The organism is Paenibacillus septentrionalis (assembly GCF_042659865.1).
In the GTDB taxonomy this organism is placed as follows: domain Bacteria; phylum Bacillota; class Bacilli; order Paenibacillales; family Paenibacillaceae; genus Pristimantibacillus; species Pristimantibacillus septentrionalis.
In genome coordinates, this window is sequence record NZ_JBHSTE010000002.1 from 1 (window position 1) to 20,877 (window position 20,877).

A 20,877-nucleotide genomic window follows, 5' to 3' on the forward strand; every position below is an offset into this window, starting at 1 on the left:
ACTGGGTTATCTAACACCCATTCAGTTCAAACAGATCCCCTCATAAAAAGTGTCCAACTTGCTGTTGACGATCCACTATGTATCTCAATCCGAATATATCTACAAGGTATCTTGATAGATCAACTTTCTTTTCGTCACTAATTTGTTCTGGAACTCCTCCGAGTACAGAATACCTATGATCAATCGCTTCAAATCCGTAGTTTATGTCTCGCATATTCCAATGAATCCAATCAAAGGATTTGTGATTTTTTACAAAATTATAGAAATCGCTCAACATCTCTTTCTCAAGTGAATTGTATTCCTTCTCAATGTCTTCGAACGGGACATTCTGTAATTCTGCTACCTTATGAATTGAGAATGATTTAGTTTGCCCAGTCGCCAAGTACCGGACAGCTATTGATGTTATTCTTGGTGTCCTACCATTTGGTATATTATAAAAACTTTCACATGAATAGTGGATTACAAGTGCATGTGATGCATTGTCTACCATAGCAATAATCTTTTCAAACGCTTTTTTTCGTCTTTTTGCTTTATTTAGTGTAGCCATACATCTACTCCTCATATTAGTTATTTTTTCATTATTGTTCTCGCTGATATTTAACCTAGCGTCTTATTTATGAATTTTGTGGTTTTTCATCACTAATGAGAGTTATTTGTATTATAACAAAAAATTCTATTTTTGGTTGGTAAACTAACTGAAATACTAATAGTATTTCAGTTAGTTTACCAACAGAGCTAACAATCCACGTTCTTGTCCCGAGCAAAAGACAAGTACTTCTATAATTAAAATAAAGGCTATGTTAAAATCCTAATGTTGATTTGTTAATTGAGCTATTGCTTCCCCATATCCCACAAATTTCCCCTACTATGCATCTAAGATCAGAGCACAAAAAAAGCTTTAACCTTTTAATAAGTTAAGGACCTGCACGTTTAGCCACATATGTCCTTTCCTGAAGGAAACAAAAAATCGGTACATTAGGTAAAGATTATTAAACGTTCTTTAATTCCAAATTGTGAGCCAAGATACGTAAGCCTCAACGTAATCACGCAGCTGATTATTTATCCATTATTCATTAAAGTCTCAACGTCCTTCCATCTGTCGGGAATGAGATATTGTTCTTGTCAAAATCGGGAATGGGATAAGGTTCTTGTCATTAGGTTTTGACAAGAACCTTATCCCATAAAACAAAAAAACCGCGATTTACGCGGCTCTTAAAGAGATAATGTTCTTGTCACCCGACATGTTTAGTGTCATACATTATATTCCCCTGTTTTTAGAATGCAAAATAATAAGTTGAAATATAAACTGACAAGGCTGCCGTTTTGTTAACGGCAGCCTTGTGATCGGATCTAGAATGTTTCTGGAGTGTGGTTGTAGTTTAATTTTTAACTGAATCCCAAGCATTTTTAAATTCATAAATAGTTTTATATCGTTGTTCTCGATCCTTACTAACTGCTCGTAAAGCTACTTCGTAAAGTGATCTGTTTACTTCCCATTTTGAAAACGAATGATCCATTTCGCCTCCAAGTAATCCAAAAGCGATAGCTCCCATCGTGAAAACATTCGTTCTTGCATCAATAGGCGCACCTAATATAAACTCTTCAGGAGATTTCGAACGTCTTGCTCCCCAAAAGTTCTCTCCCATGTCATTTACGGTAGGTGCCGACCTGTAGAAGTCGATGTCACAGATCCTGGTTAAATTCTTTGAAAAATCATATAGAATACTACCATCATAAAAGTCAACCGCAACGTAGCCTTTGGACTCCACATATCTATGGAACTCATATATAGTATCAAGTGACTGCAACCTTTTCTCTATGGTTAACTGTTTGAATCTGTAGAAAGGCGATTCAGGATGACTATGTTTTGGTTGAACGTCAAACAACCAATGTGAATGCAAGCATTCGCCATTAAACCATTTAAATATAGCAGCATACCCATCTTTTGTTTCAAAATGATCAATAAGTCTAATGAGATTTGGATGTTCTAATGTCTTATACAACGGCACGGCAACCTTTAACCTAGAAATTGCATCTCTAGGGTTTCCGGAGAACTCCATTGGTCTACAACCCGCGTATTTAACAAATAGCTTTTTACCGTTCTTTTCGATTCCGAAACTAATGTTACCAGAATCTTGCTGATCAAACACACAAAAAACGGTACCAATAGATTGAAGCCATGTGAAATCATGCTGATCCTGAAGTTCAAAAGATACGTTGTCAATCTTGAACTTAATCGGCTGTTGATTCATATAATCGTCCCCTCAACTTTGGGGATTCACGTAGTTTCCAGGGCTATCTATACGTTATCCCCTGATTTTTATTTGCCCTATTATCGATTAAATGTCTTCTCATAAGACATCACTCCTCTCATTTATATGAGGCTCAATATTATCCCTAGTTCAGGTGTATATAGAATACTCCAGCGCTTTGATCCGTCATTAAATTCCATAGTTATTTCAATCCAATTCCACTCTGTTGGATCATCCCTAACCTCAATTATCAAAATTTCCAAGTAACTAATTTGAGTTGATGAGTTTCTGGCATCTTTGATTAACCCAATTGCAAATAAATTATTAAATGCTCAGTAATGTCGCCGAACGTTCTAGCATTAACGAACCTGCGCTTAGCAGGTTGTCACGTGAATTAACCTCTCAGCCATATGCATCACCAGTGACCGAGGAGCGTATGCGACGATGCGCTAATGCGGTGTTAGGCGATGCCCTGTCATCTTTGATTTATCTTCAAAAATTTCTATTATTAACATTTGTTCTTATAAGGATTTAACATTATTCTTTTGATGTTCTGCCTTTTATACTCTTTACTAATCAACTAATTATTTCTTATCTTTCTCAAGATAATTAAGGAAAGTAGACATAGAATACATCCAATACTTATAAAAACTACCCACTGTTCATGTACCATCACAATAGTTAATTCCCAAAAACTATTTGGACCTGAATTAGCTTCATTATTGTAGGGATATTTATATATTAATCTTAAGAAACCCAGCAATAAAAAAGCTATTCCTAAAAACGAAAAAAGAAAGCAGATATTCTTTCTATACTTCATAATATTCTCCTCGCTTTTATCAAGAGATCATAAAAAATTCTTTCTGTCACTAAGCTGTTTTATCTTGCAGGGCTTTCGCCTAACGTTTTCGCATTAACGAACCTGCCTATAGCAGGTTGTCACATGAATCAACTTTTCTGTCAAAAGCTTCACCAGTGACAGAGGAGCGCATGCGACGATGCGCTAATGCTGTGTTAGGCGAAGTCATTACCCTCTATGATTAATCTTGCATACTTGTTCCATTCTTTTTCATCTGTATTGATTTCTATTGTTGGCACTTCTGATAGTTTTGATTGTTGTCTTAATACATTTTGTACATGTAGTAATTCTTTTATCGATGATTTTACTTCTTCATTCGTTTTATTTGTCCACTCATCAGGTTGCCGGCTTTTAATTCGTTCTTCAACGACCTCTGGCGAAATCGTTAGTAATATACATTTCGCCCCCAAAGAAACAAGTTGTTTTTCAATTTTTATTATTTCATTGTTATTCGTATTTGGGAAAGCAGCTCTGTGATTTAAGTGAAATCTTTCTAAAACGAAAAATAGTCCTCTCGCTCTTCTGGATGCTGAGCCTAATTGAATTGCCCAATTATTAAGATTCTTTAGGATTCCTACTCTTTCACTAAGCAGTTCTAGATGCTCTTCTTGATTTAAGCTCACATATTCTCCATTTTTATTGTGTAATACTTGAGAATAGTGTTCTCCTAGTATAACTACACTTCGTTCTGCATTTTCATCTTGGCATTGATATTGTTTGATTGCTTTTAACAAAGAGGTTTTTCCAGCATTTGAATATCCCTCAAGAATAATTCCTCTAATATGCATTTTACTACTCTCCTTAGTAATGATTTGCCTAACGTTTTTGCGTTAACGAACCTGAAAGGCAAGTGAGCGTAGCACAACGGGTCGTAGACTTAGCCTTGCAGGGTTGTCACATGAATCGACTTCTCTGCTAAATGCACTACCAGTGACCAAGGAGCGTATGCGACGATGCGTTAATGCGGTGTTATACGAAGCTGAATTGAATCAACTACAATATCTTCACTATTCATAAAAAATCATATGATCTTTTTCTTCTTTATAATATTTAAGCCGATCTTGTAAGCCTCCAGTGTGAAATTCAAACATATGTCCATCTGGATCTAAAAAATATATTGAATTCTTGTCTTTTTCATCTCTTGCCCGTCCAGGTAAAACTTTAACATTCAAGTTTCTCAGCTTTGTTTTAATTACTTCGAAGTCTTCTTTTTCTACCGTAAAAGCTATATGTGTGTAAGTTCTATTATCAAGATCTCGAAAAACATCTTCCTGATTTAATGCAATCCATAATCCGTTTAAATCAAAATAGGCTAGTTTCCTTCCTTTAACTAAAATTTTCGCTCCAAATACTTCTGAGTAGAAATTAATGGATTTTTCCAAGTCTGAAACCGAAAAACAAAAGTGATTTATTCCTTGAATAAACATCGTTTATAAAATCCTTTCGTCTAGTTTCCTATAACGTTTTATTTTCGAACTTCGTAACAACTTCATATTGTAGAATATTCTCGAAATAATTGAGCTATCCTGCATATTAGCTTAATAAAATGAGCAGGACACCGAAGCACCTGCTCATCAATGTTTATTATTGAACTAACGTTCTCCGTTAAAATTCCTGTAAAACGAATAATAAAATTCATTTAACGGTTGAACTTTCTGTAGGATTTTATAAGTAAGCCAGGTATGATTCTACCACTCCTCCTGCTTCGACACATCATCCGTTAAGAAGTTCCAACGACCACGCGATATCTGGAGGCCTGAAGGTTAAACATTTGAGCGTATTTCCCGTCGATTCTCATAAGCTCTTCGTGTGAGCCTTGCTCAATGATTTGACCATTTTCCATCATAAGAATGCGATCCGCCATTTTGGTAGTCGATAAGCGATGGGAAATGAAAATGACCGGTCTATCTTCTGCCTCCTCTAGCATGACTTGATTCAAATGGTATTCACTCATAGGGTCCAATGCACTGGAAGGCTCGTCTAATATAATAAGAAGAGTCGGCTTGGCGAATACTCTTGCGATTGCCACCTTCTGAGCCTCTCCGCCAGATAACTCGATCCCAGCATCGTCAAATTCCTTAGTAACGGAAGTCTCGGTCCCTAGTCGCAAAGATTGTAGCTTACTGCCAAAACCACTTTTCTCTAGCGCCTCTCTTATCAGATAGGTATCGCCTGCTGCAGCATGGTTCATGACGACGTTTTGAGAAAGCGTAGCAGCGAACAACTGATGATCCTGAAACACAGAGCTAATCTTCATTCGGTAATCGTCCAGCTTCAATTGATCGATGGGTATCCCATTTAAACGAATTTCTCCCGAGCTTGCATCGTATAGACGCATGATCAGCTTCGTCAATGTCGTTTTTCCTGAACCATTGTAGCCGACGATTGCAATTTTTTCTCCAGGCTTGATGCTTAAATTAACGTTTTGAAGGATCTGCGGTCCGGATTGACTATATTGAAATGTTAAATCTCTTAGAGTTAATCCAACAAACTTGTTTGGCACAGGTATAGAATCTTCAGCTTCTATTAGATCGTTCTTTTTATCCAGGAAGCTTCTTAACTTCTCAATATACAGGCTGTTTTCTTGCATCTGGCTGATAAGTGTCGTCATATATTGCAAATTGCCCTTTAAACGCCACGATGAATTAAGCAGCGTTACCGCGCTTCCAAAACTTAACGTTCCTTTCACTAACGTCATAAACACAACATAAATGACGTATAAGCCGCTCAAGATCAACTCATTAAAAAAATACTCAGAGGAGAAGTTTAACCAGAACTGCTTTTTCGAATGCTTTTGTACGATTCCGTTCATCTCTTTATGTGTATCAGAGAAATTTCTAAAAAATTTCTCCTTGATGGAATACATTCTTAATTCCTTTGCATAATCAGCCAAGTAAAATAACCGCTTCAAATAGATTCGTTTACGATCCTTTTCGTTAAGCTCCATCCTCATTTTGTACCCGATTTTATTCGTGATCATGCTGATAATTAGGGTTAAAATGAAGGACACGAGAACAAACAGCAAACCAACCTTGTCAACGAATAGGAAAAAGCTTACAGAGGTTATGATAACCGTAACGGATTTGCAAATTGTTCTGATGTTGTTTATTGTAGCATCTATTCGATTATGAGCATCATTGGCGCTCCACACATAATCATTATAGTAAACGGGATCGTCATAATTCGCCAAATCGGTACTAATCGCTTTTTCGTAGAGATCCATTCTTATCTTTTGATACAGCAATTCTTTTCCTTTAGGTTCAACGCTCTGGTAGTAAATACTGTCTAGTACAAAGCAGATTGCGATAAACAGTATTGTTAGTCCGATATATAAAGCAACCGTAGAAAAAGAAGTTCCATATTGAACACTATCGAACACAAACTTAATCAAAATGACATGCTCGATAAAAATTTCGATTTCCTGCAAGCATGCATACAAGCATGTAAAGATGATATATTTGCGCGAATAGCGCAGCCCGTATTTCAAAACAAACCAATTATTTTTAAGAACCCGAGTAAAACTATGCTTATTAGGCTTCATGCAGATTCACCACCCCAGCCAACTCTTCTTGTTCAACATACTTTTCTGCTTGCTTTAAGAATAGCTCTGCATATTTTCCTTGCAGCTGCATCAATTCCATGTGTGAACCAGACTCTTGAATTTCGCCATCCTCCATGTAATAAATGCGGTCTGCCAGCATAGCGGATGACATGCGGTGAGAAATAATGACAACGGCTTTATCCTTGCAGGCTTCCATCATACTTTCAAAAATTTCAAATTCCGCAATCGGGTCGAGTGCGCTTGTAGGCTCATCAAGAATAAGTAGTTCGGCCTCTTGCGCAAATATTCGGGCGATCGCAATCTTTTGAAATTCGCCGCCTGATAAAACCACTCCTTGTTCATCAAACTCCTTCGTAAGCATCGTATCTATTCCCTCTGGCAAAGTGGCTACCTTATCGTATACTCTGCTTTTCTTGAGCGCATTTATGACGAGCTGGCGGTCTTCTTCGGTTTCCACATCCCGCATAAGCACATTCTCTGCAATCGTCATCGAAAAAATCTTAAAATCCTGAAATACGGTCCCATACAGTGAGCGATAGGACATGAGATCGAACTCTTTTATATTGCGGCCATTTAACAGTATTTCTCCCTCAGTAGGATCGTACAATCGCATCATGAGCTTGATTAACGTTGATTTACCTGCTCCATTGTGGCCAACAAGCGCAATTTTCTCATTTTTATTCACTTCCATCGTAATATGGCGAATAGAGGGTTTTTCTGCTCCATCATACGTAAATCCAAGCTTCCGAAAAGTTAATTGCTGTATCGGCGGTGCTATTGGTTTGACTGGATCGGAATCCTCCTGAATTTCAGAAACATAGCTTAAAAAAGTTTTTAAATTTTCAATGTAAATGCCGTTCTTGTTAATCTCTACAAAACTGTCGGACAGCCGGATGAGCGACCAGGCGCCACCAACCATTGCGCTTCCAAGAACGATAAAGGAACTGATAGAAATCGATTGCTTAACAATTGCTAGATAAGCACCGTACAGCAAGACCCCTTGGAATATGAGCGTGAAGGTAGTAAAGATTTTTAAAAACGAAATGACGCCCGCCTTTACTCGATACTTATGAATGACAGAAATGACACCGTCATACCCTTCAAGATAAGTGTTTCTCAGTACTGAAAAAATGCGGGACAAACGAATTTCCTTGGCAAAGTGCGATAAATAAATGACACGATTTACATAGTCCATTTTTCTTTGGTAGGGTATCCGCTCATCATTTTGCTGGAACTGAAGTCGATTCAGCTTTTTTCCAAAATAAAAATTGCCGATAATCGGCAATAAAGCAAACCATACCACCCAAGGATCTATGGCGTACATCACGGCAAATATACTAATCGTTGCAAGCGAGACGAAAATAATTCTAGAGAGATTGGCAAGAACAGCGCTTACTCGTATATCCGCTTCTTGAATGGCTTTGGTATATTTATTATAAAACTCATGATCTTCAAAACACTTCAATTCTACGGAGGCAGCCTTACGAAAAAGAATGAAATATAGCTTCTCATATAACTTGAGATCGCTTAATGGTTTGAAGCGATAATCATACCAATTGTCCAGCAAGACTAATGCGAAAAGTAAAACCAATGTCAGGATTATGAAATAGATAATTTGCTGAAAATCTCTTCCGATTGATATGGACTCAATGATGTACTTCATGAAATATACGGTAAAAAATACATTAGCCAGCTGTCTACCGGCTTGGACTGCAAACTCAGCCACCACTCTCTGCGGATGTATACTCCATGCTAATTTGAATATAAATAAGTTGTTGGCGATATTGACTTTAATATGTTGGAATGTATGGCGTAGCCTCTTCAAGATCGTTCCTTCCCCCTCGTATCGTTAAGAGCATTTAATCAGCCTTTTGAAAAAGCTTCACCCAATAAATAATCAAAATTTACTACAAGGGATAATGGAAAACAACCCCAGAAATTATATGTATTGTAATTTGCAATCGAAAACATACAAAAAGGTGTGGACGTTAGGTAGTTAAGAATCCAACACTATAGGGATTGGAGATAGGCGAGCAGTTCCATAATCTCCTTATTGGCGTTTCGGAATATGCTCAGGAAGAAGTTTAGGAAAGTAGGAATGCAGCCTACGGATATGAGACGTGTCAATTTAGTCATGTACGGAGTCGATCCTGAATCATTATTCGATTAGTGTAAATTAAAGAAAAGCCGCCAGCGGCGACTTTTCTTATGCAAGCTTATCCATATCGTTTGTGCTAATAGGTAACTATAGGTAGGTATTGGCGGGTCTTACTGGTCAGCAGAGTATTTAATTAAGGTCTCCGGAACCTTCAGCGGGATAATGAGCTGATGCTCCGAGCTGCCGTCTTTGGCGCTGCTTACATACAGTATTAACATTATATTCGGCTGAGTTGCGTGCTCGAAACTTACATCAAACTTGAATTTTCCCCATTCAGGTGCACCCGCATCAGTCATTTCATGGCCTTCTGCAAGTATGTTGTGACCATCTTCCAACACCCAACTGAACGCTGCTTCGAAAACACGGGCTTCTCCTTCAACAGTAAACGTAGGACCTAATTCTTCATAAGCTTGAGGGCTATATAAACGGAATACATCATTCTCCGCTGCAACAATCGGAACGATTTCGCCTGATTTAGAATCGATGCGTACAGTTACCGGTTGATCCATATATTGAAAATTTACGATCTCCACCAGCCAAAACTCATTGCCTTCATCTAGCTTCGCTTGCTTAACTGCCCAAGGAGCATTCACCTCTGTTTGTGCGTTAAGTGCAATTCGAATGGCCTCTGCCCGATTAATCGCAGTATCCACTGAATTCTCATCATCAAGCAACACAATTTTCACTGCAGTAGCTTGAGCAGGATATGATTCCGCTACTACTCCAGTATGCCATGCTTCCACCTGTGCACCAACAGTCAGTTGGTCAAGGGTTACCACTTCTTCGTTCTTACTCAGTAGCTCAGTCTGATCATTAATTCGAAACGAAATAGCATCTACATAGGAATCAGCGCCCTTGTCTACGAAGGTTGTAATGAGCAAGCTATGATTACTGGTTTGAATAATTTCTCCCCTGTCCATCGCTTTCACTGGGTGAATGTCATCCTGAATTGGCGGGTTATCCCCTGTCCCCTGCTTATTGCTCGTATCTCCTCCCCCACAAGCTGTTATCAGCAGTATTGCACAAAGCATTGTTAGATGGAGAGCTCTTTTTTTAATTGTCATCATGATCAACTCCCACGATCAAGTATTGTTTTTCCTGTTATTCTTCTTATATCGGAGGTCCTTTTTGCTCGAAGCTCAAATTACTTCATTACAGGAATGGCTCCTTATCCTTCTGACGAAGCCCTGATAAAAAATGTTACATTAGGAGACCATTCAAACCTATCATTAGGCGTAATATGGGATGAGTATTGGGAGATTAATAATTTTCTGAAACTCCGTCAGTGTAAGGATTGCTTTTTATTGGTGATCATTACCTCGACCCATAAATGCCTACACATACTAACATTCCTCGTATGTTGAAAAACGGCAGCCTAACAACGGCTGCCGTCATGATATAGAGCGACTATCTCCTGGTGGTGTAATCTCCGCTGATAATCATATATTGCTATGCGGGCCATCGTAGCGCATTATTTCTTGCCCCAACTATCCTTTAGCGGAACAATTCGGTTAAACATCAGTTGATCATGGGTTCTATAGTTACGATCAACGCAAAAGTAGCCATGTCGGATGAATTGGAATTTCTTTTCCCGGGGGAAATCTTTAATGGAAGGCTCAATAAGCACGTCCTGTATCGTAACCAGTGAGTTAGGATTTATCTTTTCAGTCCACTCCCTGCCACCTTCCGTCGAAGTTTCTTCATCAAGCAGCATTTTTTCATAGAGATTAACATCAATCTTAACAGCCTGATCCGCTGGAACCCAATGAATCGTCCCCTTCACCTTTCGTCCTGTAAACCCAGTGCCACTCTTCGTAAGCGGGTCATAGGTGCAGTGAAGCTCCGTGATTTCTCCTGTTTCACGGTCCTTGATCACTTCTTCGCACCTGATGAAATAAGCTCCTTTAAGCCTAACTTCTGCATTCGGACTTAGCCTGTGAAACCCCTTTGGCGGCTGCTCCAAAAAGTCATTACGCTCAATATAAATCGTTTTGGAAAAAGGAACCACTCTCTTCCCCATTGCCTCGTTTTCACTATTATTTTCAATCGTAAGCATCTCCACGTAATCTTCAGGATAGTTTGTAATGACGACTTTCAGAGGGTGCAATACCGCCATTACGCTAACCGATTTTTCTTTCAAATCCTGTCTGAGGCAATGATCTAAGAGGGATATGTCCACCATACTTTCCGTTCGAATTCCGCCAATGGTCTCGATGAAGCTACGGATGCTTTCCGGCGTGAAGCCTCTTCTTCTAAGCCCTTGAATTGTTGGAAGCCTTGGATCATCCCACCCGTCAACGTAACCACCTTCAACCATTTGCCTTAAAAAACGTTTGCTTGTGACAACGCCTGTTAAATTTAGCCGCCCAAACTCCCTTTGCCGCGGAGGATCAGGGATATCAAGCTCTTGTAATACCCATTCGTATAAGGGACGGTGATCTTTAAATTCAATTGAGCATAAGGAGTAGGTGATCCCTTCAATTGCGTCCTGGATCGGATGAGCAAAATCGTACATAGGATAGATGCACCATTCACTTCCTGTCCTGTAATGCTCAGCAAAAATAATTCGATAAATAATAGGATCTCGCATATTTATATTGGGCGAAGCCATATCAATTTTGGCGCGAACAACCTTAGAAGCAGCCGGGAATTTTCCATCTTTCATTTTTTCAAACAGCTCCAGATTTTCCTCGACTGAACGGTTTCTATAAGGGCTGTTTTTACCTGGCTCAGTCAAAGTTCCACGATACTCTGTCACTTCGTTCGGTGACAAATCACATACGTAGGCCTTCCCCTTCTTGATCAATTTAACCGCGGCATGATAGATTTCGTGTGAGTAGTCCGATCCAAAGTAGATATGTTTACCCGGATCGTATCCTAGCCACTTTATGTCCTCAACGATCGCGTTAACGTACTCGATATCCTCTTTAAGGGGATTGGTATCATCAAAACGCAAATGAAATGTCCCATTAAATGTTTGAGCCACCGAATAGTTCGTGTGTATAGCATAGGCGCTCCCAATGTGAAGGTAACCATTAGGCTCGGGTGGAAAGCGTGTGCACATATTTCTGCCAAAAGGATTCTGGTCAAGCTCTTCCTTAATCCATCTAAACATAAAATTTTCAGTTTTGTGTTCCTTATCGTTAACCATGTCGACTCCTCCTAATGAACTGGATATGGAAAAATAAAAAAATTTCACCTCCAAGACGTTATGTCTTGGGGACGAAATTTTCGTGGTGCCACCCCAGCTTCATTAATATGTCGCCATATTAACCTCTTCAAGTACGGCATTGCATGCAATACGTATACTCTAGCTCTGTAACGGGAGCTCCCGTCATACCATCCCCAGATACGGTTCCGACATGCTGCTCAGAGGCTTGCTTCTTGGAAAAGTTCTTGACTCCTTTTCAGCTTCCGGAGCTCTCTGTACAAGAACATTTTCCCTTACTCTTCTCGTCATCGCGTTTGATTATGCTTAAATATTATCAAATCATTCCCTTTTTTGTAAACTGCAATTCTAAGTTTTTCAAGAACCATAATGGCATCGGAATTTCGTACGGTAGATAAACGGTGGGCGATCATAAACCGGTTCGGCCCTCCATCAGGTTATCCATACCCTTCTGGACCAGCGCTTCTGTTCGTGTATCGATGGATGATGTTGCTTCAGCCAGAATCATGACGGGCGGATTTGCAATCGCCGCTCTGGCAATCGCCAGCAGTGGATACCTCCTTCAATTGCTGCGTAAAAAACCATACTGCCGGCCCCTATGAACCGGCTGCGTGAGTTAGCACCTACCCTACTTTAGTGAATTATAAATGCTTTTAAATTCTTGAACTAAGTCAATCGGCAGCATAGGATCATTAGAAGCGGCTATTCGTTGAAGCTTTTTTAACCTGTTCATTGATTCTTCATCCAAGCTTGACACATCGTTTGCTTGATGAAAATAAACATACAACAATACATGACGAAGTTTAATTGCATCCTGCAAATATACGATTTCTTCTTCCTGGATTGTATTTTCCTTCAGATAACCTTTCATAAAATGGCGGAAAAACAATTTATAGTATTCTGTTTTATTCTCAATTTCCTTAAACGGATAAAAAAGTGCATAATACAACGTAATCCCAATATCGTATACGAAATACGTATAACTGCAATCATCAAAATCGAACAAATAAATGTCTCCGTTATGCAGATAAAAATTACTTTGATGAAAATCAGTATGAGTCAAACCGTATGTATCTTTGGACTTGGGCAAAGAAGTAAGTTTTGTTAAGCTTTCTTTTATAAGAGAAATCATTACATCATCAGGTCGCAAGTATTTCTCCGCCTTACATTGAACTTCTTGGTCCCAGGCTTGTCGTTTAAACGTCGGATAACTCGATTCATAACTCTTTGTGGCATGATGGATTTTCCCTAGAAATTCGCCCCATTTTTCGTATAGCGATTCATTCCAATCTTCAGCCGATACTTCTTTTCCAGGAGATATTTCGTATGAAATAGCTAGGAATGAACCATTTTTTGCAGCAATTTCCTCAACCATATTTCCCATGTCCGATGGAACAGCATTTGAAACTGCCAGTCCTTTATTCTTCAAAAAATTTATAAATTCAATTTCACCCCGTATATGATTTCTTGATCTTCTAATTGTATGTGAGATTTTTAATATGAAAAATGCGTTGTTTTTCTGGTATTCATAAACGAAGCTTTCATAACCGCCCAATAAGCGAACATGCTCTTTATTAATGTCATATCGCTTTATTGCTTCGGCAAGGATTTCTTCAGTGAATTGCGCTTCTATTTCTCGTATCAATTTCTATACCTTCTTTCATTCATAAAGTAAATTTCTGAAAAGGGAAGAAATTAATCTGCCCTTTTCTTTCTCGAAAACTCTGTCGCATAATACGCCATGGCGATAGCCGGTAAAGCGATTCCGATCAGCAGTGCCGCCTCCCAGCCGCCCATTGCGTAAGCCCAGCCCCCTGCCGCAGAGCCGATAGCGCCGCCTAAAAAGAAAATCGCCATATATAAACCGTTAAGCCTGCTGCGCAATTCCGCTCCTAAAGAGAAAATCACCCGCTGCCCGAGAACCATGTTGGCGGAAACCCCCATGTCAAGTAAAATCGCCGCAACTACGAGGATGGGAACTGCGAGTGCCGAACTTGATGGAACCAGCAAAGGAAGTAGCATGGAAAAGATGACGATGGCCAATGCCCATCCCGTAGCCGGACGAACCCATCCATGGTCTGCCATGCGGCCAGCAGCTGGAGCCACTATTGCACCCATTACCCCGACTAATGCGAATAGAGCGACCTCCTTCTGAGTGAAATGGAACGGCTCACTTGTCAATACCAACGGAACTGTAGTCCAAAACAAACTGAACGTTCCGAATACACAAGCATGATAAATTGCCCTCCGGCGCAATGCCGCAGTCGTCTTCAGCAGATGCAGCATGGAGTGCAGCAGCGCCGGGTAAGCTGTAGCGGTCGAAGGCTTCCTTGAAGGTAGTGCCTTTGCCAGTACAAGAGCCAACACAAACATTAATGCGGCGGAGATGAAATATATGGCGCGCCAGCCCATATACTCCGCCACCAAGCTTGAAATGGGACGAGCGAGCATAATCCCGAGAAGCAGCCCGCTCATGACGTTGCCCACATTGCGACCGCGCACGGCTTCAGGTGAAAGATGAGCCGCATACGGTACAAGAATTTGTGCTGCTACGGAACCTACTCCGATTACGAGTGAAGCGGTGAGGAATAGGATCGAGCTTTTAATTACAGCAGCAATTGTCAAAACGGCGGCTGTAAGGAGCAATAATGAAAGGATCAACTTACGATTTTCCAGGATATCTCCGAGCGGTACGATAAATAACAAGCCAATCCCATAGCCGACTTGAGTCAACGTAACGATAAGTGCGGTAGCCCCGGAGGAAAGCCCGATGGTCGAACCGATCGAGCCTATCAATGGTTGAGCATAATAAAGATTTGCCGCTATAATACCACAAGCGGCTGCCAGGATAAAAATCAGCGCTGGCGAAACCGATTTTTCGGTTGGAATGGAAGCTGCATGCATAGAAAGTCTCCTTTGCTTACAAGTTTTTTGGAACAATCGTTCCGAAATGTGTAAAAAAAATATGTTATAGCATTTCCATCACTGTGTCTATCATCTGCTGCATCTTGCTGCGGTCACCCTGCACCTTCGCAACGATATTTATACCATGATTCAGGTTTAAGAGCAGATGAGATAAGGTCTTGATATCTTTCTCAGGCATGATTTCTCCCGTCTCCTGACCTTTGCGCAGCAGCTCGTAGAACGACTTCTCCAAATCGTCAAAGCGCTCTCTGATCAACGCATTCAGTTGCTCATCTGGCGAATCCATGCCGACGGCTGCATTTGTAATGAGACAGCCCTTCGGTGACTCGCTATCGAGGGCGGAATCGATGTGTATCTCGAAGTACTGCAGGATTCCTGCTTTTGCAGATGTCGCATTGACGAGGATGTCCCTTTTGGCTTGCTTCCACTTCTTGTACCAGTTGATTGCCTCGATATAAAGCGTTTGTTTATCCCCGAACGTTTCGTACAGACTTGATCTGCTTAGACCCATAGCTTCCAGCAAATCGGGAATGCTTGCCGCTTCATAGCCCTTCTTCCAAAAAACGAGCATTGCTTTATGAAGCACCGCTTCTTTATCAAATTCTTTGTTGCGTCCCATGGTTCTCCCTCCGTTTCTGTAGGTACAGTATATACTTTTTTGGAACGATAAGTCCAGTATTTTTTGTAGACATTTAAGTGAAATATTTTCGATAACTGCGCACCACGTCATCCCTTGAATTAGTTACAGAATGAGTGGTCATTCAAACCAAATTCAAATAGACCGTGTAGAAGCTAATTCTACACGGTTCTGGAAAAATCCTATTTTAATGGATTACTATAATGGGCATATAATTGCTCGAAGGTTTTAAAACGTTCGACTTCTCTGCCGACCTTATCATAGTCGTCTTCATACTCATCCATCGTTTCAAGGAACTTCTCCTTCATTATTGGTAAATCATTTGCATCAAAGTACTGCATGAGATCAAATTTCCTAGTTCCTTTATGCTCAGCCATTTCATCAAGATATCCTTGCGCTCCAAAGGCCGAAAGAAAGGCATAGGAGGCATCGTTCGTTGTAACACTGTTTAAGATTTTGTTGCGGTAGTTGCACCACAATTCTTCGTAAGTTCCCCTCAGATTATCAAAAGTCGGAGCAGGTTTAACAGTGAGGTTATCATACATCTTGCTATGCAGCCTTATAACGCTGTTCAACATATTAAAAGAAGCACTTCGAATATCTTCAATGGTACGAGCCTCGATAATTGACATGTATAAGGATTCGAGATTGTCTGGAACATAGCGATACGAGCATATTTCTTCTAAATATCGCTTGATTCCTCGTTTGATGTACGTGTTATTCATGCTGACCAAGGCATTGACCAGATTGTACAGAACACCGGCAGATGCATATCTCACTGAACCGATATTATCACCTAGCATCGTATCACAGTATGCTTGCTTAGCTAGGTCGATCCATTTTTTTGCTCGATTAAGACATGCTTCTCCTATCGGCTCCGCAAGCGCATCAAGAGCTTTTTGCCTAAAGTCGTTTAATTTCTCCAAATCCTCAGGCCTTGCATAATAGAGAACTTTGAGGTCGATTAGGCACGCTACGTCGGGTCTTTCTAAGATGGATTGTTCGTATATTCTTGTATCCCATGGTGTGCAATAGATGTCATAGCCAACATCATCTAAGATGAAGCAATCGGATATACCCCAGCCCCTTTTTGTATTATTTATAATAATTAAATCAAGATCGCTTTTCTCGTGAAAGTCTCCGGTGCTAAACGAACCAGTAAGCCCAATAATTGCGATATCATCTAGAAAGTCTCTTCTTGCACGTTCGATCACCATGTTAATCAGCAGTTCATTTTTGTCCAGCAGCTTCTTCTTTATGATTTCATTCATTCGGTACACCCCTTCGTATGAGTCCGGCCGTTCTTCCTCCAATAGCCTCAATTAGAGTCTATCGATTTACAGGTGCGGTTGCTATGTATAAGTTGATTTAATTCATCTTTGCACAAAATCCGCTAAACCATCGACATGACGATTTAGCGGATTTCATTAGTTCTTTTTATATACAATTTTCTTTATGCTTTCGCAGGACAAGAAATATCGATCCGCCAACTCTCCTATGCTGACTCCATTGCGGAATAGCGATTGGATCTCGGCGTTTCGAGCAGAGACCATACTTTTGCTACGTGTTTTCTCGCCCCACTTTAAGTGTGCCTCTTTAGGTTTAGGGATATATACTAATTCGCCTTGAACGTATTCTTGAATGATGCGAAGCAGTTCTTCCGGAAAAATAACCTCAGCTTTTGAATATTTCACGAGCCTCACTCCTTATTTAATAAATCAATAAGGTGCAAAGCCAGTTTGAAGAATATTATGATTCGTTGCTGGCAACGTGATTGTTCCTAATCTCTATGCAAAGCATTGCCTTATCCTTCACCGGCTTTGCATAGAGCCATGCATGTAAGAATCCTACCCCTATTGTTTTCAATAGTCTCACCTCCATAAAAATAGATAGCTGTTATCTGCAATTATAACAGAGTACCCCGCTACATCCTGCTCTTGCTTCATCTGGCGCCTGGCCTGGTGCCTATTGAGCAGCGACTTTCTCCTTGCGCAAGCGCGGCAGCTCAATCGTAAAGCGAATTTGATTGTCGGAGCTGACAGCTGTTATGCGGCCATGATGCAATTCTACGATTTGCTTGGCGATCGCAAGGCCCAGCCCCGCTCCCCCATATTGCGTTGAACGAGAAGAGTCCAGGCGATAAAACTGCTCGAATATGCGTTCCAGCTTTTCAGGGGGGATCGTAAACCCGCTGTTTTGAAAATGAAGCTTCAGCGTTGAATCAGAGACTTCCGCAGTAATCGTAATTTCACTAGCTTCAAAGCTGTAATAGACCGCATTGCGCAGCAGGTTATCGAATACGCGCTGCATCTTATCAACGTCGCAGGTCAATTCCAGCTCATCCGGCAGCTCCAGGCGATAGCTGAGCTGCTTGTCAGCAAGCAGCGGATGCAATTCAAACAGCATTTGCTCCAGCATTCGATTTAACGGAACTGTGCTATATTGCAGCGAGACATGCGCCAAATTAAAGCGCGTAATTTCGAAAAATTCGTTGATCAAATCATCAAGACGCTCAGCATTATTTAGCGCCACCTGTACATAACGATCATGCAGCTCCTGCGAAATTTGCTTTTCATCGCGCAGCAGCGTCAAATAACCTATAATCGAGGAAATCGGTGTTTTCAGGTCATGGGCCAGATAAACGACCAAATCATTTTTTCGCTGCTCGGCTTGTTTAGCTAGCAGCTCTTTTTCCTTCAGCCTCGATTTCATCAGGTCAATATGAACTTCCGTATCCTTTAAAATGGCGGGCAGCGCGACCTTTTCGTTGCTCGAAAGCTCGATGGTTTCCACTCTGGCGGCAAGCGCAGACAAATAAGAGATCAGCTGTCTCCATTGCACGATCAGGATTAGAACAGGAAATGCGACGATCGCGAAGACAGCTACAGACTCGATTCGGTTGCTCAGCCAAGCTACGCCTCTGTAAAGAATATAAAATCGATCGAGCGGCAAGTAGCTGTTGATCAGCAGCAAGGCGAAAGTACCGCCTACAATGAGCGCAACTCCGATCGATATCATTATTAAAAATCGGAGCAGCATTTGCTTCAGAATATGTTGTTTAATCCGTCTCTCATTCAATTTTGTACCCGACTCCCCATACCGTTTTGACGAATTTCGGCTTTCTTACGGGCTCCTTCAGCTTTTCCCGCAATCTTGCGATATGCGCCATAACCGTATTGTTATTATCTAAAAATTTCTCGCCCCACACTTCCTCAAACAGCTGCTCCGACGATACGACCTTGCCCTGATTTTCACATAAATACCATAGAATCGAAAATTCAATAGGCGTGAGTGTCAGCTCTTCACCGTATAAGGTGCACGTATGCGTCTCCTTATTAATGACAAGCCCTCGAATATCGTGCTCGGTGCGTTCTTTGGCGGTCGCCGGACTTTTCTCGTTATAATTTTTATACCTGCGCAGCTGCGTTTTTACTCTCGCCATTACCTCCATAGGGTTGAACGGCTTCGTAATATAATCGTCGGCCCCGATCGTTAGCCCAGTTATTTTATCCATATCCTCGATTTTTGCGGTTAGCATAATAATCGGGTAAAAATATCGCTCGCGAATTTTACCACATAGCTTAAAGCCGTCGATATCAGGAAGCATCACGTCAAGAATCGCCAAGTCGAATTCCATTTGCTCGATTTTCTTCAACGCCTCAGTTCCATTATCGAATTTATGCACGGTATATCCGTCATTCTTCAGATATACCTCTAATAGATCCGCTATATTTTGCTCATCCTCGACCACTAAAATGTTAACATTCACTTGCGCTGTCACAATCCTTTATACTCTATTTGCACAGTATTTCCATGATCTACCGTTGATGCGATCATTATACACCAAGGGAAAGGCTCGTGCCATCATCTTTAAGCGGAAGTTCAAAAAGCACGGCTTTGATGACGATGTGATTGCGTTGTAGTGGAGTCGACGTCGAATATGTCACGCTACCGAAAGGATTATGCTTCCGATGTATGTTTTCTACGAAAACATTTGAGATGCTCACGTAGGTCTATCTACGCTGCGCTCCTCGCCTTCTAGTATCGAGCCATCTTCTTGGTCCTGAAAGCCCTGCTTTTTGAACCTTTAATGAAGCGGAAGTTCAAAAAACACGACTTTGATGACGATGTAATGGCGTTGTAGTGGAGTCGACGGCGAATATGTCACGCTACCGAAAGGATTATGCTTCCGATGTATGTTTTCTACGAAAACATTTGAGATGCTCACGTAGCTTTTTGCCTACGCTGTGCTCCTTGCCTTCTGGTATCGAGCCTGACTATGATGACCGAGGCAATAGTGGACAGCAGCAGAACGGATATAAAGTGACCGATGCTGTTCGTTTGCAGCAGCCAGCTAAGATCAGTAGCCTTGCCGATGCCGCGCACAAGCACGATCATGAGCGGATGAATGATATAAAGCCATGTGCTGATTTGTCGTAAATGCCGATTGCTCTTGCCCTTCAGCGCCAGCAGCCATTGGAACAGGCAATAAACAGCTGGAACTAGGAAGATATACATGCTGTCATGTCGCGGCCAACCTAAATGCTCAAGCAGCATGCCTTCGGCAAGCATCAAGCCCAGACAGACGACAAAACCGATTGCGCTTTGGCTTTGCTGTGAGAGGTTCAGTTTCTTTGCTTCCAGTGCCTTCGATCGCAGCGCAAGATTCGCGCCTAGAGCGAGAAAGATCGGCGCAAAAAACAGCCCGTTTCTCGTATAGTCGAACAGCAAAAACATTTGCTTATAGAGCGCATGCAGCGGAGCACTCATCTGAGCTAATCCGAAGTAGCTGTCGCCAAGCAGCCCAATCATGTACAGCAAGCTGCTGATTATTAGCAGCAGCGAAAAGGAAAGCTTCTTGTACAAAAATACCGTAATATAAATGCCCAGAATCAACGCCGGAAAATACCATAGATGATACAACGTGCCGTCGAACACAATATCTTGCAGCAGTCCGAGCAAGCCAAGCTCCTTAAAATCACCGGCGTACACGTTGATCGGCACATATATAATGATCGACAGCAGATAAAGAAGCACAATTCGGGACACATACCGATTGACCACAGACCAGCTCAAACGACCAGCTTCATCCGACTTGCAAAACAGAAAGAAGCCAGCGGCCATAAAAAAGAAAGGTACAGCAAGCCGCGCAATGATGCCGGTAAGCAGAAAGTCTCCATATTCGGTATAGGTTGCCAAAGGGCGCGTATGAATCATAATAACGAGGACTGCCGCAATGATTCTGAAGTAATCAACCGCTCCGTAGCTTGTTTTCGATGTCATTCAGGCAGCCGCCCTTCCCCTTCGCAAATATG

16 protein-coding genes, 1 pseudogene and 1 other annotated feature are annotated in these 20,877 nt (G+C 41.1%); all 17 genes and pseudogenes read right to left on the reverse strand.

The window, feature by feature from the left end:
• Nucleotides 1–40: 40 nt before the first annotated feature.
• Entirely contained in the window at nt 41–547 is a 507-nt protein-coding gene (locus tag ACFP56_RS04905; protein WP_379231811.1) for a hypothetical protein, read from the reverse strand.
• 832 nt (nt 548–1,379) lie between these two features.
• A complete protein-coding gene (locus tag ACFP56_RS04910; RefSeq protein WP_379231813.1) occupies nt 1,380–2,252 on the reverse strand; it encodes a serine/threonine protein kinase in 873 nt (290 codons plus the stop codon).
• Nucleotides 2,253–3,266: 1,014 nt separating this feature from the next.
• A complete protein-coding gene (locus ACFP56_RS04915; RefSeq protein ID WP_379231815.1) occupies nt 3,267–3,899 on the reverse strand; it encodes a hypothetical protein in 633 nt (210 codons plus the stop codon).
• A 219-nt stretch (nt 3,900–4,118) separates the two neighbouring features.
• On the reverse strand, nt 4,119–4,538 hold the full coding sequence (fosB, locus tag ACFP56_RS04920) for a metallothiol transferase FosB (protein WP_379231817.1): 420 nt from the start codon (nt 4,536–4,538) through the stop codon (nt 4,119–4,121).
• Nucleotides 4,539–4,831: 293 nt separating this feature from the next.
• Nucleotides 4,832–6,652, reverse strand: coding sequence for an ABC transporter ATP-binding protein (locus ACFP56_RS04925; RefSeq protein ID WP_379231819.1), 1,821 nt, complete (start codon nt 6,650–6,652; stop codon nt 4,832–4,834).
• Nucleotides 6,642–8,498, reverse strand: coding sequence for an ABC transporter ATP-binding protein (locus ACFP56_RS04930; RefSeq protein WP_379231821.1), 1,857 nt, complete (start codon nt 8,496–8,498; stop codon nt 6,642–6,644). Before ACFP56_RS04930 ends, ACFP56_RS04925 begins: the two co-directional genes overlap by 11 nt.
• A 443-nt stretch (nt 8,499–8,941) precedes the next feature.
• Complete coding sequence (locus ACFP56_RS04935) at nt 8,942–9,895, reverse strand: Gmad2 immunoglobulin-like domain-containing protein (protein ID WP_379231824.1); 954 nt, start codon at nt 9,893–9,895, stop codon at nt 8,942–8,944.
• 407 nt (nt 9,896–10,302) lie between these two features.
• Entirely contained in the window at nt 10,303–11,982 is a 1,680-nt protein-coding gene (locus tag ACFP56_RS04940; protein ID WP_379231826.1) for a glutamine--tRNA ligase/YqeY domain fusion protein, read from the reverse strand.
• A gap of 64 nt (nt 11,983–12,046) precedes the next feature.
• Nucleotides 12,047–12,300 (reverse strand) — a binding site (T-box leader).
• A gap of 56 nt (nt 12,301–12,356) precedes the next feature.
• A pseudogene (locus ACFP56_RS04945) lies at nt 12,357–12,550 on the reverse strand (ABC transporter ATP-binding protein); the annotation flags it as partial.
• A 78-nt stretch (nt 12,551–12,628) separates the two neighbouring features.
• Nucleotides 12,629–13,645: a phosphotransferase enzyme family protein gene (locus ACFP56_RS04950; protein ID WP_379231828.1), complete on the reverse strand. Its 1,017-nt coding sequence runs from the start codon at nt 13,643–13,645 to the stop codon at nt 12,629–12,631.
• A gap of 50 nt (nt 13,646–13,695) precedes the next feature.
• Nucleotides 13,696–14,904, reverse strand: coding sequence for an MFS transporter (locus tag ACFP56_RS04955; RefSeq protein ID WP_379231830.1), 1,209 nt, complete (start codon nt 14,902–14,904; stop codon nt 13,696–13,698).
• 64 nt (nt 14,905–14,968) lie between these two features.
• The gene (locus tag ACFP56_RS04960; RefSeq protein ID WP_379231832.1) at nt 14,969–15,544 is read right to left on the reverse strand and encodes a TetR/AcrR family transcriptional regulator; all 576 of its coding nucleotides are present in this window, start codon (nt 15,542–15,544) and stop codon (nt 14,969–14,971) included.
• A 200-nt stretch (nt 15,545–15,744) separates the two neighbouring features.
• Nucleotides 15,745–16,833 (reverse strand): nucleotidyltransferase domain-containing protein, encoded by a 1,089-nt coding sequence (locus tag ACFP56_RS04965; protein ID WP_379231834.1) that lies wholly within the window; start codon nt 16,831–16,833, stop codon nt 15,745–15,747.
• A gap of 156 nt (nt 16,834–16,989) precedes the next feature.
• Nucleotides 16,990–17,256, reverse strand: a complete 267-nt coding sequence (locus ACFP56_RS04970) for a CD3324 family protein (protein WP_379231836.1) — start codon at nt 17,254–17,256, stop codon at nt 16,990–16,992.
• Between the two features lie 271 nt (nt 17,257–17,527).
• Nucleotides 17,528–18,601 carry a sensor histidine kinase gene (locus ACFP56_RS04975; RefSeq protein ID WP_379233254.1) on the reverse strand — a complete coding sequence of 358 codons (1,074 nt, stop codon included), beginning with the start codon at nt 18,599–18,601 and terminating at the stop codon, nt 17,528–17,530.
• 31 nt (nt 18,602–18,632) lie between these two features.
• A complete protein-coding gene (vanR, locus tag ACFP56_RS04980; RefSeq protein WP_379233256.1) occupies nt 18,633–19,331 on the reverse strand; it encodes a VanR-ABDEGLN family response regulator transcription factor in 699 nt (232 codons plus the stop codon).
• A 455-nt stretch (nt 19,332–19,786) separates the two neighbouring features.
• Nucleotides 19,787–20,845, reverse strand: coding sequence for an acyltransferase family protein (locus ACFP56_RS04985; protein WP_379231838.1), 1,059 nt, complete (start codon nt 20,843–20,845; stop codon nt 19,787–19,789).
• Nucleotides 20,846–20,877 lie beyond the last annotated feature (32 nt).